Source organism: Mycobacterium heckeshornense, from assembly GCF_016592155.1.
GTDB lineage: Bacteria > Actinomycetota > Actinomycetes > Mycobacteriales > Mycobacteriaceae > Mycobacterium > Mycobacterium heckeshornense.
Genome location: NZ_AP024237.1, coordinates 48154 through 62682 on the forward strand (window position 1 = coordinate 48154; position 14529 = coordinate 62682).

At 65.2% G+C, this 14529-nt stretch carries 9 protein-coding genes; 4 read left to right on the forward strand and 5 right to left on the reverse strand.

Translation table 11 applies throughout. From position 1 onward, the window contains the following. Positions 1-2: 2 nt before the first annotated feature. Positions 3-1856, forward strand: coding sequence for a type VII secretion AAA-ATPase EccA (gene eccA / locus MHEC_RS00235; protein WP_048892621.1), 1854 nt, complete (start codon positions 3-5; stop codon positions 1854-1856). Positions 1857-1972: 116 nt separating this feature from the next. On the opposite strand, the gene MHEC_RS00240 is transcribed toward eccA, so the two are convergent. The 4 genes from MHEC_RS00240 to MHEC_RS00255 all read right to left on the reverse strand — a co-directional run bounded on the left by MHEC_RS00240 (position 1973) and on the right by MHEC_RS00255 (position 5579). After that, on the reverse strand, positions 1973-3181 hold the full coding sequence (locus tag MHEC_RS00240) for a DUF7373 family lipoprotein (RefSeq protein ID WP_048892622.1): 1209 nt from the start codon (positions 3179-3181) through the stop codon (positions 1973-1975). A gap of 89 nt (positions 3182-3270) precedes the next feature. Further along, entirely contained in the window at positions 3271-3753 is a 483-nt protein-coding gene (locus MHEC_RS00245; RefSeq protein ID WP_372507341.1) for an Rv0361 family membrane protein, read from the reverse strand. Between the two features lie 21 nt (positions 3754-3774). Further along, complete coding sequence (locus tag MHEC_RS00250) at positions 3775-4287, reverse strand: sensor domain-containing protein (protein ID WP_201399387.1); 513 nt, start codon at positions 4285-4287, stop codon at positions 3775-3777. Positions 4288-4691: 404 nt separating this feature from the next. Further along, a complete protein-coding gene (locus MHEC_RS00255) occupies positions 4692-5579 on the reverse strand; it encodes a serine/threonine-protein kinase (protein ID WP_201399389.1) in 888 nt (295 codons plus the stop codon). 651 nt (positions 5580-6230) lie between these two features. Between MHEC_RS00255 and MHEC_RS00260 the strand changes: the two genes are divergently transcribed. Then, the gene (locus MHEC_RS00260) at positions 6231-6650 is read left to right on the forward strand and encodes an SRPBCC family protein (protein WP_048892626.1); all 420 of its coding nucleotides are present in this window, start codon (positions 6231-6233) and stop codon (positions 6648-6650) included. Positions 6651-6664: 14 nt separating this feature from the next. Here the strand turns inward: MHEC_RS00260 and MHEC_RS00265 are convergent, their stop codons facing one another. Further along, positions 6665-7807, reverse strand: coding sequence for a MinD/ParA family ATP-binding protein (locus MHEC_RS00265; RefSeq protein ID WP_048892627.1), 1143 nt, complete (start codon positions 7805-7807; stop codon positions 6665-6667). Between the two features lie 584 nt (positions 7808-8391). Here MHEC_RS00265 and gltB point away from each other — a divergent pair. Together gltB and MHEC_RS00275 are read left to right on the forward strand one after the other, a co-directional pair. Continuing rightward, positions 8392-12975 carry a glutamate synthase large subunit gene (gene gltB, locus MHEC_RS00270; protein ID WP_048892649.1) on the forward strand — a complete coding sequence of 1528 codons (4584 nt, stop codon included), beginning with the start codon at positions 8392-8394 and terminating at the stop codon, positions 12973-12975. Continuing rightward, complete coding sequence (locus MHEC_RS00275; protein WP_048892628.1) at positions 12968-14434, forward strand: glutamate synthase subunit beta; 1467 nt, start codon at positions 12968-12970, stop codon at positions 14432-14434. The genes gltB and MHEC_RS00275 overlap by 8 nt, the downstream gene beginning before the upstream one ends. The last annotated feature ends 95 nt before the right edge of the window (positions 14435-14529 follow it).

Here is a 14529-nt window from a genome sequence, read left to right on the forward strand (position 1 = left end):
CGATGACTAGCAGCACCGACACGGTCGCCGCGCGCAAGCGCTTCGATCAGGCCATGGCGTTGTTCGACTCCGATCCCGACACCGCACGAGACTATTTCCGGCAGGCAACCGAGATCGACCCATCGATGGCCGACGCCTGGCTTGGCCGGATCGCGGCGGGCGATGATTCACTATCTACCCTGCAGGAGCTCTACGCCTACGGAGCCCGGCTCCACCGGGAGACCAACCGGCTCGGTGTGCGTCTATCGGCGGCGATCAAGGCTGGACCGTATCTCTCGATCTCGGTGACCGAGGCATCTCATGCCGGCCTGGCCCTGGCCAGCGCGCTGATCGATGATCGACAATACGAAAAAGCCGAAGCGCTGCTGCAGGATTCATCGCTGCTGGACAGTTGGGAGAACCATCAGTGGCAGCAATACATCCGAGCCTATTTGATGTTCGCCACCCAGCGTTGGCCTGACGTAATTTCGATCGCTGCCAGCATCCTGCCGCCGCAGGCCATCATCATGTCCGCAGTCACGGCCGGAACTAATGCCCTAGCCGCCCACGCCGCCGTCCACCTCGGGCAGGCACGTGTCGCGCTCGACTGGACTGACCGGGTCGAAATACGTGCCGGACATAGTGAACCCCGAGAATGGCGCCGTCACCAACTGATCGAAACCGCCGTCACTGCGATAGATCCCAACGAATTTCCTTTGATCGCAGCCGATCTTGCCTATGTACGCGGGATGGCTCACCGTCAGCTCGGTGAGCAAGACAAAGCCGAGATCTGGTTGTCGAAGGCGACGATCAACGGCGCGCTCATCGAACCTGCCAAGCAAGCGCTTGCCGACCCTGCGCTGCAGCTGGTGATCACCGACGAAGAAACGATCAACAGCCGCACCAACAAATGGGACGTCACCACCGAGCGATCAGAAGAGCAGCGCCGGGAGGAAGAGAACAAAGGGCGGCGCGAGGAACTTCTTGCGGAGGGACGGGCGCTGCTCAACAACCAAGTCGGATTAGCCGAAGTCAAAAGGGCCGTCGCTGAACTCGAAGACCAGATCGAGGTCCGGGCACTGCGGCTTGCCGCCGGACTACCGGTGACCAACCAGACGAATCACATGCTCCTCGTGGGTCCGCCGGGCACCGGTAAGACCACCACCGCCGAGGCGCTGGGAAAGATCTTCGCCGGGTTGGGGATTGTGCGCCACCCCGAGATCATCGAGGTCAAGCGGGCCGACTTTTGTGGTGAGCACATCGGGGCATCGGGACCGAAGACCAACGAGCTGATCAACCGCTCACTCGGCCGGATCTTGTTCATGGACGAGTTTTATTCGTTGGTGGAGCGACACCAAGACGGCCGACCAGACATGATCGGCATGGAAGCGGTCAACCAGCTGATGATCGCGCTGGAGGTGCACCGGTTCGACTTCTGTTTCATCGGTGCGGGATACGAGAAGGAAGTCGACGAATTCCTCACAGTTAACCCGGGATTGGCGGGCCGGTTTAACCGGAAGCTGCGGTTCGAGTCCTACACACCGGAGGAACTGGTGGAAATCGCCGTCCGGTACGGTGAGCCACGCGCCACCGTCATCGAGCCCAGCGCCCGTGAAGCACTTAACGTGGCATGCACGATGCTGCGGGCCTACCTGGCACCGGACGGCAGGCACGGAATCGACATCATGCAGAACGGACGGTTCGCCCGCAACGTGGTGGAGCGTGCGGAGCGGCTGCGCGACTCCCGGGTTGCCGCACAGCATCGCACCAACAAAGGCTCGGTAACCGTAGAAGACCTGGAAACGGTGCGCACCCAGGACATCGTGGACGCCGTGATGGATGCGTGCGCGGAAAAGCATGTGCCGATAGTGCTTTGAGTGGGCTTAAAACCGGCCCGCAGCGCTTGAACCTGCTGTAAAAGGTTCAAGCATCACTTCGGGCCTTGCTCGCGGAGATCCGCCGAAAGGGTACTCCAACCGGCCAAAAGTCTTTGTTAACGCGTGAGGATGCGGTATTGTGCTGCGACCTGATGGTGTGCGGCATCTAGTTGACGCGCAACGGCTTTGATCATGTAGCGGCCAGCAGCCGCTAGACACCAGTAGTGCGGCACGAGCCCGCCGGATCCTGGTACGCGAATGCAGCGGCTCTGCGGTAACCCCGGAACACCGGAGGCGGCTTGTGCCGCTGGCATTGCGGCCACGTCGTCGCCATAGACTTCTACGAGTCTCTGTGCCCTGTCGGCGGTTTCGGCTCGGTACAGTGTCGTCAGGTTGACAGATGCGTAGTCGACGCCCGCGTCGGCGAGCACCGGGCCGGCTTTGACGGGGTTGTCTTCGAAGTGCAGCGCGCCGGCGCGCTGGTATGCGGCGGACGATATTGATGTGGTCTGATCGGCGGGCAGTGGCAGTGTGCGGGCGACCAGTCCGGTCGGGTCGAGCGGCAGGGCGGCGAACTGGGACAGGTCCGTGGGTTTGAAGGTGTCGATCAGCGGTACCTGAAGGTCGAGGATGCGTGCGGCCAGTTGTGCATCGCAGTCGGGCGCGGCCGGGCACCGGATGACTTGCACCATCAGGTAGGGGCCGTGGCTGGTAGCCGCGGTAAGTTCTTGCACGCTCTTGGCATCCTCTTGGAAGGTGAGCAGGGCGGCTTTGGCTTCGGGGTGGCCGGGTATGGGGATGACGCGCTCGGGAGAGGTGACGATGGGGGTGACGTCCGGTCTTCGGGGCATGGCCATCGCGTTAGTGAACATGCCTTGGGCCGCGGCGGATGCAGAGTCTGGATCAGCGAAACGCAGAACCGCGTTGCGCAGTGACAACGCTGAATCCGTGCTGTGTCGTTGGGACATGAATCCCACTACGAAAGGTAACGACCGTATGCCGCCCGCTATCGGCGCCCACACCACGACCGTGCCCAGCTGGCGGTAGTTTTCGATCACGGTCGCATCGCTGGGGAGGCGAGCTGTGAGAGCGGGATCGGCTTGCCACGGCCCGACCACGTAGCTTGCCAGGCGACGGCCCTCGGCGAGCCGTCCGACTTGTTCGGAGCCGGCGTTACCGAGCGGAGCCAGCGGTGTGATCGGGTATCGGCCGGGATCCAGCGCGGATGTATTGACCGTGGTTAGCGGCGGCTGGTGTGCCGGTAGTGCCACGCCGGCGGTGGTGCTGCTACATCCGGCCAGCATGGCGGCGACCAACCCGACCATGGCGCGTGGTATGCGGGTTAAGGGTGGTAGCGGTGGATCCGAATGCCCACCGTGGGCACCGCATGGGCCGGTCAAGGGCACCGTCGTGGCTAGGTTTGGCAGATCTTCCACCCGTCGTCCTCGCGCTTCAAGGGCAGGCTGACCGAAGCCGAACCCATCGCCTCATTGTTGGAATCCATAGTGACCGTGGCGGTGTCGCCGGCAATTGAAACCGACGTGATAGTGGCCGTTGTTACTCCGGTCCTAGCTCGGTCCTTCTTGAGATAATCCATTACGATGCCGGTGAATTTGGCTCGCATCGGCGCGCACATCAGGTCAAGGTAGGCCTGCCAGTTTTGGGTGTTGAGGGCGTCCTGGAACGCCATGACGGTTTCGCGTATTTGGTTCTCGTCTGAGACGGCAGCCGTTTGTGGCGGCGCAGCAAGCGATTTCGATGGATTTGATGGCGACGTCGACGAAAGGGAAGTACTGCGCTGCGGCACCGGAGCGCCACTCGTGGTACTTGAGCATGAGGCGGCTATGGCACTGGCGGCAAGTAATGTCACACCGACGGGCGCCCGCGCTGAGATCATCTTCACTGTCTGGCCTCCCTGCTAGTGCTGGCGTGGCACCTTGACTGCGGTCGCGTTTACTAAGGCGGCCACATCGGCGCGACCTGTAGTCCGGCACTGCCGGATGTCGATGACGATGTTGCCGCGCTGCATCATTCCGTGCTGGCAGGAGTCGGCATCTCCGCGCAGCGTGGCGGTGATGGTGAGCACGCCGGAAATGGTGACCGGGTGGTTGAGCTCCCATGTCTGTGGAGGCTGTCCTGGTGGGGTCACCGTGATGGATTTGCCACCGCACAGTTCCCACTGGCCGCGCTGGTCGACATAAAAAAACCCCACCGATCGCTGCGAGGAGAACGATACGACGGCCTGGGTAACACCGTCTTGCCAAGGTTCGTGGTTTATCCCGCGCAGGACCTGAGCCGCAACGCCTGTGACGGTGACGTTGCGACCGGTGAACACCGACTGTTGGGCGGGCAGCCACGCGCCCAGACACTGCGGGTCATCGACCGTGTTAACGTCGTTGAAGAGGCTGGAGCTGTCCTGCTCGAGTGCCATTGGCGCGCCGTTGGATTGGGGGGAGCTCTGCCGCAGTCAGCAGTATCGGGCGTAACTGCGTCGGCCCAATATCGGTGGCCGCCGGGCCCTGTGCGGATTGCTGGGCCGATGCCGGATCTGACTCCGGCCCAGCTGGCGCTCCCGGTTGATCAGACGCGGAGCTCGGGTTGGTGCTTGGGCTGTCGGGCCAGGCCACCAAAGTGGTGGTTGCCGCGATGATCACCAGTGCCGCAACAGCTGCACCGATCACGGTCCGTCGGCGCCTCAGCAGTGGCGTCGACGGCGGGAGGCTTGGCGGCGCAGGCGACACCGATTGTGGCGATGGACCGGACCAGCCGGTGAGTGTGCGGGGTCCGGCCTGCTGCCACCACGGCGCGCCGGCAGGTCCCACAAGCGGGTATGAGCTAACCTCGGTAGGGGGGGACCGGTGGCAAAGGCGCACGCAGCCGCTGCGCGGGCTCGCGCAATGCGCTCGCCGCCGCGTCGGCCAGTGCGGCCGCTGAGCCGAACCTAACAGCCGGGTCTTTGGCCATGGCCGTGGCGATCACCTGGTCCAGGGCAGTCGGCAACGACGGCACCAGATCGGTGACGCGCGGCGGCGGCCGCTGCAGATGAGCCAGCATGACCGCAGCCGGACCGTTGTCGCCCGGAAACGGGGTCTTGCCGGTTAGAAGCCGAAAAAGCGCGCACCCCAAGGAATAGATGTCGGCACGGCCGTCAAACCGGCCACCCGACAGCACCTCTGGGGCCGCATAGGCCACGGTGGCGATAACCGACCCGGTGGCCGTCAGACCGACGTCATCGAGTGCTCGCGCAATCCCGAAATCGCCGAGCAGGACTCGCTCGCCCGGGCCGATCAGACCGGAGAGCAGAAAGTTCGCTGGCTTGACATCACGGTGCACGACGTTGTGTGCGTGAGCGAAATCGAGTGCCTTAGCTACCTCTGTAATGATGTGCACCGCCCGCTGCGGGGTCATCGCGCCGGCGCGCAGGGCCGCATCGGCGTCGGTGCCGTCGACAAACTGCATCGCGATCCACAGATGCCCTTCCTCGGTCTGTCCGCGGTTGTACACCGACACGATCTGAGGATGTTCGAGGGCGGCTGCCACATCGGCTTCACGGATAAACCGGGTACGAAAGTCCGGATCCCGCGACAACTCGGCCGACAGCACTTTCAGTGCGTCATTGCGCGGCAAGGTGGGGTGGGTCGCCAGATAGACCGTGCCCATACCGCCAGTACCCAGCACCCGCGAGATGCGATAGCCGGCCACCATCGACCCGACACTGAGCATCTAAACCACCAGCCGTTTCGACAGCGGACTGTGGTTCGCATGTAACAGCGACCGCGACGGTCGCGTCGATCGTCGGGTTGGCAGGGCTGCGCAGTCGCCGTGGCGTGAGCTAATCCGACAGGGCGCGCCTGAACGAGCGGGTTGTCGAATGTACCGCACACCACGGCAGCATGGGTGGCGCGTGGTCATCGCCTTACAGCCTCGCTCGCATGAGAGAAACCCCCTTCACCGGTTTGTCGGTGCAGTTTAAATCCGCACCCGTCGCCCTTGGTCGCGATGCTGTTAGTTCCCCGCATGCGGATCGTCGTGGAACACCTCAGTCAACCGCCGAGCGACCAGATCAGCGAGACCCATTGACACCGTCGTTCGTACCTGATCAATTCGGTCTCCCGAATCTGGCCCCAACCCCGCGGCCACGAATTGCTGCGCCGTCTGAGCCCCGGTGTGACCGCAGACCAGCGGACCCGCCGGCCAGCCGGTGCTTCCCTTCGCGCCGCGGCGCCTGCTCGCGGTGATGGTGCTGACACCTGCAACCAGCTGATCACCGAGTCGAGGCCACCGTCGACCCGGCGGCCCGCTGTGCGGCTTTCGGCGGTCGGTCTGCCGCGCCCGATTCAGGTACTGCAAGGATGCCAGCGGAGGTGATGGCGCATGCGTTACGTGCGTGAGGAAACCGTGCATGCCCCACCCGAGCGGGTGTGGCGGCTGCTCGTCGACGTGGAGGGCTGGCCCGCCTGGACCGAATCGATGCGACAAATCACGCGACTCGACGAGGGTCCGCTGGGGATCGGCAGCCAAGCCCGCGTGGTTCAGCCAAAGGGCCGGCCGACGGTGTGGACGGTGACCGAACTGGAGCCCATGCGCACATTCACCTGGGTGGCCAAACAACCGGGACTCACGCTGGAAGCGGTGCATCGCATCGAGGACACCGGAAACGAGGTGCGCACGAGGCTGGAGTTCATCGGCACCGGCCCGCTGGCGTGGTTGGGCGCACTGCTCGCCGGATCCCGGGTTCGGGCGTATCTCGGCATGGAGAGTACGGGGTTAAAGCGCGCCGCCGAAACGAGCTGACGCGACGTCCGTCGTCACCTGCCGATTCGGTCCCGCACGCCGTCGGGCCGGGACGCGAAATATTCGGCGACCGTGGCCGCGATCTCAAGAAACCGCCGACGCGTGGCCGGAGCCATCTCGCGGCGCACGTCGATGACGCCGCCGGGCCGCAGATGCGGGTCGAAGGGAACCTCGACGACCTTTTGCCCGCGATCGACAAACTGGCGCGCCAGCACCGCGCGGGTGCGCTTGTCGGCGTGCCCGTCGGAATCGTTGAGCACCACGACGCTGCGCCGCAGCAGACCGGTGCGCCCGTGCTCGGCCAGCCATTCGATGGTTTGCGCGGCCGCCGAGGCGCCGTCCGCCCACGGCGACGACACCACGATTAGCGCATCCAAATCCCGCAGCGCCTCCTGAGTGACCGGAGCGTCCATCGTCGAGCCGCAATCGATGACGGAGATGGTGAAATGGCGGTCCAGGCGTAGCGCGGCCTCGCGGTAGATGGCCGGGTCCAGCACCCGTCGCCGCCCGGTGGGCGGGTCGCCGGCCAGCACGTACAGCCCGGCGGCGTTGGCGCCGACCCGGGCCCGCACGTCGGCAAACGACCGCAGGTTCTTGTCCCCGGCGAGCTCCCAATACGAGCTTTCGGTGCGCGGGTCGATCCTGCTGGCCAGCCGCCCGAACGCGGTGTCGGCATCGACCGCGACCACGCGGTCCTGGCGGCGCAGTTCGGCGAAGATCGACCCGACACTGGCCGCCACCGTGGTCTTCCCGACACCGCCCTTACCCAGCACCCCGACCTTGTAGTTGCCGCGCAACACCGACTGGACGGCCGATTCGAACCGGGCCTCCTGGCGCTCGTTGGCGGACGGACCCAGGTTGACCAGCCCACCGGTGGCCACCAGGACGATGTGGCGCCAGCCGCGACTGGGACGCGGACGCACCGCAGGGGTAGCAGCGACCGGCGGTGCCGGTCTCGGCGCGGGAGCAGGCTGCTGCGCAGCGGCGGCCGGCCGCGGCTGCACGGGTGTGACCGTCGGGCGCGGGCGCGCGGGCGCATAGGCGGGCAGCGGCATGGTCCGCTGATCCCTGTTCTCGGGCTGCGGCGGATGTGCGGCCCGACGGTCGAGCGGGCCAGACCGCAGCCGATCCATCGAGAAGTCGTCACGCTCGCTCATGAGTTTCCCGCGCATCGCTCGGTGCCGAAGGGCCGCTGCGGCCCATCGGCAACGTAGGACATGCGACCTAGTATCTGCATCGAGCGGCAGGTTGGCACGGCCGCCCGCCCACAGCCAGGGCCACGGCGGATCTCAAGCCACGCCATCCGCAGCTGGCATCGGTGTGACCGACCGGTCATCGCCGGCAAGCTGAGCCGTCCGTCACAGCAAACCGCGCGGCCCGACGAGCCAACTCCGGCGATGCGGCAAATAGGCGGCGGCACTGCCTAATCTGCAGACCCTCGACATGACCGGCAACGCCCTCGAACCGCCGGGAGCTCGTCGGCGTGGCTCACCCAACCGAGGGGTTACTATTGACGAAGTTGGCATGTCAGGCGGTTTTTGTCATATCGTTTTACGACTTGTCGAGACCGGGTACAGGGCCCCCGTTCAGCGTTGCACGGACGCATCCCCTGACCGGATCATCACTGGTGACCACCGTATCGACAAGACCGGAGGAGCCTAGCCCGCAATCTTGAGGGCGGCGGCGCCGACGGAGCCGTTCATATGCCGCGCAGAAAGTTTTGGTGAAGGGTCAGGTGGGAATGGCGCCCAACCGCGTCGGGCTGTACAACCCCGCGTTCGAGCACGACTCGTGCGGGGTGGCCATGGTCGTGGACATGCATGGCCGCCGTAGCCGCGACATCGTCGAGAAGGCGATCACGGCGCTGCTGAACCTTGAGCACCGCGGCGCCCAGGGCGCCGAGCCGCACAGCGGAGACGGCGCCGGGATCATGATCCAGGTTCCCGACCGCTTCCTGCGCTCGGTGGTGGAGTTCGAGTTGCCGCCCGCCGGCAGCTATGCCACCGGTATCGCGTTTTTGCCCCAGTCCTCCAAAGACGCCGCGGCCGCGTGCGCGGCGGTGGAAAAGATCGTCGAAGCCGAGGGGCTGCAGGTACTCGGCTGGCGAGAGGTGCCCACCGACGACTCGTCGCTGGGCGCCCTGTCTCGCGACGCGATGCCCACCTTCCGGCAGCTGTTCATCGCCGGAGCGTCGGGCATGACGCTGGAGCGCCGCGCGTATGTGGTCCGCAAACGCGCCGAACACGAGCTGGGCACCAAGGGCCCCGGCCAGGACGGTCCCGGCCGCGAAACCGTCTATTTTCCAAGCCTTTCCGGTCAGACGTTCGTCTACAAGGGCATGTTGACCACACCGCAGCTCAAGGCGTTCTACCTTGATCTGCAAGACGACCGGCTGGAAAGCGCGCTGGGCATCGTGCATTCCCGGTTTTCCACCAACACCTTCCCGTCCTGGCCGCTGGCGCACCCCTACCGGCGCATCGCGCACAACGGCGAAATCAACACCGTCACCGGCAACGAGAACTGGATGCGCGCCCGGGAGGCGTTGGTCAAGACCGACATTTTCGGCTCGTACGACGACGTGGAAAAGCTGTTCCCGATCTGCACCCGCGGCGGCTCGGACACCGCACGTTTCGACGAGGTGCTGGAGTTCTTGCACCTGGGCGGACGCAGCCTGGCCCATGCGGTGCTGATGATGATCCCGGAGGCGTGGGAGCGCCACGAATCGATGGACCCCGCGCGCCGCGCTTTCTATCAGTACCACGCCTCGCTGATGGAGCCGTGGGACGGGCCGGCGTCGATGACGTTCACCGACGGCACCGTGGTCGGCGCGGTGCTCGACCGTAACGGCCTGCGGCCGTCGCGGATTTGGGTCACCGACGACGGCCTGGTCGTGATGGCCTCCGAGGCGGGGGTACTCGACCTCGACCCGTCGAAGGTAATCCGGCGGATGCGGCTGCAACCGGGCCGCATGTTCTTGGTCGACACCGCGCAGGGCCGCATCGTCGATGACGAGGAGATCAAGGCAGAGCTGGCCGCCCAGCACCCCTACCAGGAATGGCTCGACAAGGGCCTGATCCCGCTCGACAAACTCCCGCAAGGCAACTACGTGCGGATGCCGCACCACCGAGTTGTCTTGCGCCAGTTGGTGTTCGGCTACACCTACGAAGAGCTCAATCTGTTGGTGGCGCCGATGGCGCGCACCGGCGCCGAGCCGATCGGGTCGATGGGCACCGACACCCCGGTCGCGGTGCTCTCCCAGCGGCCCCGGATGCTGTTCGATTACTTCCACCAACTGTTCGCCCAGGTGACCAACCCTCCGCTGGACGCCATCCGCGAAGAGGTGGTGACCAGCCTGCAGCACACCATCGGGCCAGAAGGCGACCTGCTCAACCCGGACGAAAAATCCTGTCACCAGATTCAGTTGTCGCAGCCGATCCTGCGCAACCACGAGCTGGCCAAGCTGGTCAACCTCGACCCGGACGTGGAAATCAACGGTCGACGGCTTGACTTGCGCTCCAAGGTCATTCGCTGCTTGTACCCGGTCGCCGAGGGCGGCGCCGGGTTGAAAGCCGCGCTTGACGAGGTTCGTTCGCAGACATCGGCGGCGATCGCCGACGGCGCGCGCATCATCATCCTCTCCGACCGCGAGTCCGACGAGACGATGGCACCGATCCCGTCGCTGCTTGCCGTCTCCGCGGTGCACCACCATCTGGTGCGCGAACGCACCCGCACCCAGGTCGGGTTGGTCGTCGAGTCCGGTGACGCCCGCGAGGTGCACCACATGGCGATGCTGCTCGGCTTCGGGGCGGCCGCCATCAACCCGTACATGGCGTTCGAGTCGATCGAGGACATGCTCGATCGCGGTGTCCTGGAAAACCTCGACCGCGAGACCGCGCTGCGCAACTACATCAAGGCCGCCGGCAAGGGTGTGCTCAAAGTGATGTCCAAGATGGGCATCTCGACGCTGGCCTCCTACACCGGTGCACAGTTGTTCCAGGCGGTCGGCATCTCCGAAGAGGTACTCGACGAGTACTTCACCGGACTGACCTGCCCCACCGGTGGCATCACCCTCGACGACATCGCCGCCGACGTCGCGGCCCGTCACTCGTTGGCGTTTCTGGACCGGGTACGCGAGCGGGCACACCGTGAGCTCGAGGTGGGCGGGGAATACCAGTGGCGCCGGGAGGGCGAATACCACCTGTTCAACCCGGACACCGTGTTCAAGCTGCAGCACTCCACCCGCACCGGGCAGTACAAGATCTTCAAGGAATATACCAGGCTGGTTGACGACCAAAGCGAGCGGATGGCGTCGCTGCGCGGGCTGTTGAAGTTCAAAGCCGGTGTGCGCCCGCCGGTTCCGTTAGAGGAAGTCGAACCGGCCAGTGAGATCGTCAAACGCTTCGCGACCGGAGCGATGAGCTACGGCTCGATTTCCGCCGAGGCGCATGAGACCCTGGCTATCGCGATGAACCGGCTCGGCGCGCGGTCGAACTGCGGTGAGGGCGGCGAGCATGTCAGCCGCTACGAGCGCGACCCGAACGGCGACTGGCGCCGCAGCGCGATCAAACAGGTCGCCTCGGCTCGGTTCGGCGTCACCTCGCACTACCTGACCAACTGCACCGACATTCAGATAAAGATGGCCCAGGGTGCGAAACCCGGTGAGGGCGGCCAGCTTCCGGGCGGCAAGGTGTACCCGTGGATCGCCGAGGTGCGCCACTCCACTCCCGGGGTGGGATTGATCTCCCCGCCGCCGCACCACGACATCTATTCCATTGAGGATCTGGCCCAGCTGATCTACGACCTGAAGAACGCCAACCCGCAGGCCCGCATCCACGTCAAACTGGTGTCCGAGGTCGGGGTCGGCACGGTGGCCGCGGGGGTGTCGAAGGCCCACGCCGATGTGGTGCTGATCTCCGGGCATGACGGCGGCACGGGGGCCACACCGTTGACGTCGATGAAGCACGCCGGCGCGCCGTGGGAGCTGGGCCTGGCCGAAACGCAACAAACGTTGCTGCTCAATGGGTTACGCGACCGTATCGTGGTGCAGGTGGACGGCCAGCTCAAGACCGGCCGCGATGTGATGATCGCCGCGCTGCTCGGCGCCGAGGAGTTCGGGTTCGCCACCGCACCGCTGGTGGTGTCCGGCTGCGTCATGATGCGGGTCTGCCACCTGGACACCTGCCCGGTCGGGGTGGCCACTCAGAACCCGTTGCTGCGACAGCGATTTACCGGCAAGCCCGAATTCGTCGAGAACTTCTTCATGTTCGTCGCTGAAGAAGTCCGCGAATACATGGCCCAGCTGGGCTTTCGCACCCTCAACGAGGCGGTTGGCCAGGTCGGTTCGCTGGACACCACGCTGGCGCGAGCGCACTGGAAGGCCCACAAGCTCGATTTGACGCCGATACTGCACGAGCCGGAGTCGGCGTTTATGAACCAGGACCTCTACTGCAGCTCAAGCCAGGATCACGGGCTGGACAAAGCGTTGGATCAGCAGTTGATCGTGATGAGCCGCGAGGCGCTGGATTCCGGCACGCCGGTGCGCTTTTCCACCACGATTTCGAACGTCAACCGCACGGTTGGTACCATGCTGGGCCACGAGGTGACGAAAGCCTATGGCGGCCAAGGCCTGCCCGACGGCACCATCGACATCACGTTCGAGGGGTCGGCGGGCAACAGCTTCGGAGCGTTTGTGCCCAAAGGCATCACACTGCGGGTCTACGGGGACGCCAACGACTACGTCGGCAAGGGTCTCTCCGGAGGACGGATCGTGGTGCGGCCCTCCGACAATGCGCCGGAGGACTATGTCGCCGAAGACAACATCATCGGCGGCAACGTGATTCTATTCGGCGCCACCAGCGGCGAAGCCTTCCTGCGCGGGGTGGTCGGTGAACGGTTTGCGGTGCGTAACTCCGGAGCCCACGCGGTGGTCGAGGGCGTCGGTGACCATGGCTGCGAGTACATGACCGGCGGCAAGGTCGTCATTCTCGGCCGTACGGGGCGCAATTTCGCGGCTGGGATGTCGGGCGGTGTGGCCTACGTCTACGACCCCGACGGCGCGCTGCCGGGCAATCTCAACACCGAGATGGTGGAGCTGGAAAGCCTCGACGAAGACGACTTAGACTGGCTGCACGGCATGATCCAGGCCCACGTCGACAACACCGATTCAGCGGTGGCGCAACGCATTCTGTCCGACTGGGCGCACGAGCAGCGGCACTTTGTCAAGGTGATGCCGCTCGACTACAAGCGTGTGCTGGAGGCGATCGCCGACGCTGAGCGTGACGGCACCGACGTCGACCAGGCGATCATGGCGGCCGCGCATGGCTGATCCGACGGGTTTTCTGAAGTACACCCGCCGGGAGTTGCCCAAGCGCCGCCCGGTGGAGCTGCGCTTGCGTGACTGGCGCGAGGTTTACGAGGACTTCGACCGGGAGGTGCTTCAGCAGCAGGCCACCCGGTGCATGGATTGTGGAATTCCCTTTTGCCACAATGGATGTCCGTTAGGCAATTTGATCCCGGAATGGAATGATCTGGTGCGGCGGGGGCGTTGGCGAGACGCGATCGAACGGCTGCACGCCACCAATAACTTCCCTGACTTCACCGGACGGCTGTGCCCGGCGCCGTGCGAACCGGCCTGCGTGCTCGGGATCAACCAGGATCCGGTCACGATCAAACAGATCGAACTGGAGATCATCGACAAGGCCTTCGAGGAGGGGTGGGTAGTCCCGCTGCCGCCGGACAAGCTGACCGGCAAAACGGTCGCCGTGGTCGGCTCGGGTCCCGCGGGTCTGGCCGCCGCACAGCAACTCACCCGCGCCGGCCATCGTGTCACCGTCTTCGAACGCGAAGACCGCATCGGCGGGCTGCTGCGTTACGGCATTCCCGAGTTCAAGATGGAAAAGCGTCACCTCAACCGTCGGCTCGAGCAAATGGAAGCCGAGGGCACCGAGTTTCGGCCCGGCGTCAACGTCGGCGTCGACATCAGCGCCGATCAACTGCGTGCCGAGTTCGACGCGGTGGTGCTGGCCGGTGGCGCCACCGCGTGGCGCGACCTGCCGATTCCCGGCCGTGACTTGGACGGTATCCACCAGGCGATGGAATATCTGCCGTGGGCCAACCGGGTGCAGGAGGGTGACGACGTCCTCGGCCCGGATGGGGAGCCGCCGATCACCGCCAAAGGCAAGAAGGTGATCATCATCGGCGGCGGGGACACCGGCGCCGACTGTTTGGGCACCGTGCACCGGCAGGGCGCGATCAGCGTGCACCAGTTCGAGATCATGCCACGCCCACCCGACACGCGCGCCGAGTCGACGCCCTGGCCGACCTATCCGCTGATGTACCGTGTCTCGGCGGCCCACGAGGAAGGCGGCGAGCGGGTGTTCTCGGTCAACACCGAGGAATTCCTGGGCCGCGACGGGCACGTCACCGGGCTGAAGGCGCACGAGGTGCGTATGCAAGACGGCAGGTTCGTCAAGGTCGAGGGCACCGATTTCGAATTGGAAGCCGACTTGGTGTTGCTGGCCATGGGCTTCGTGGGCCCGGAAAGGTCGGGACTGCTCACCGATCTCGGGGTGGAGTTCAACGAGCGCGGGAACGTCGCGCGCGGCGAGGACTTCGAGACGTCGGTGCCCGGTGTGTTCGTTGCCGGCGACATGGGCCGCGGCCAGTCGTTAATCGTGTGGGCCATCGCCGAGGGCCGGGCCGCCGCCGCAGCCGTGGACCGGTATCTGATGGGTCGCAGCGCCCTGCCGGCGCCCATCAAACCGACCGCCGCACCGCAACGTTAGTCACGTGCGTCTCACCGGTATCGCCAGAAACAGCCCGATAACGCTTCGGCGCGTCTTCTATCGTTTGCCAGCAAAGGGGTGTCTAATGGCCGGGT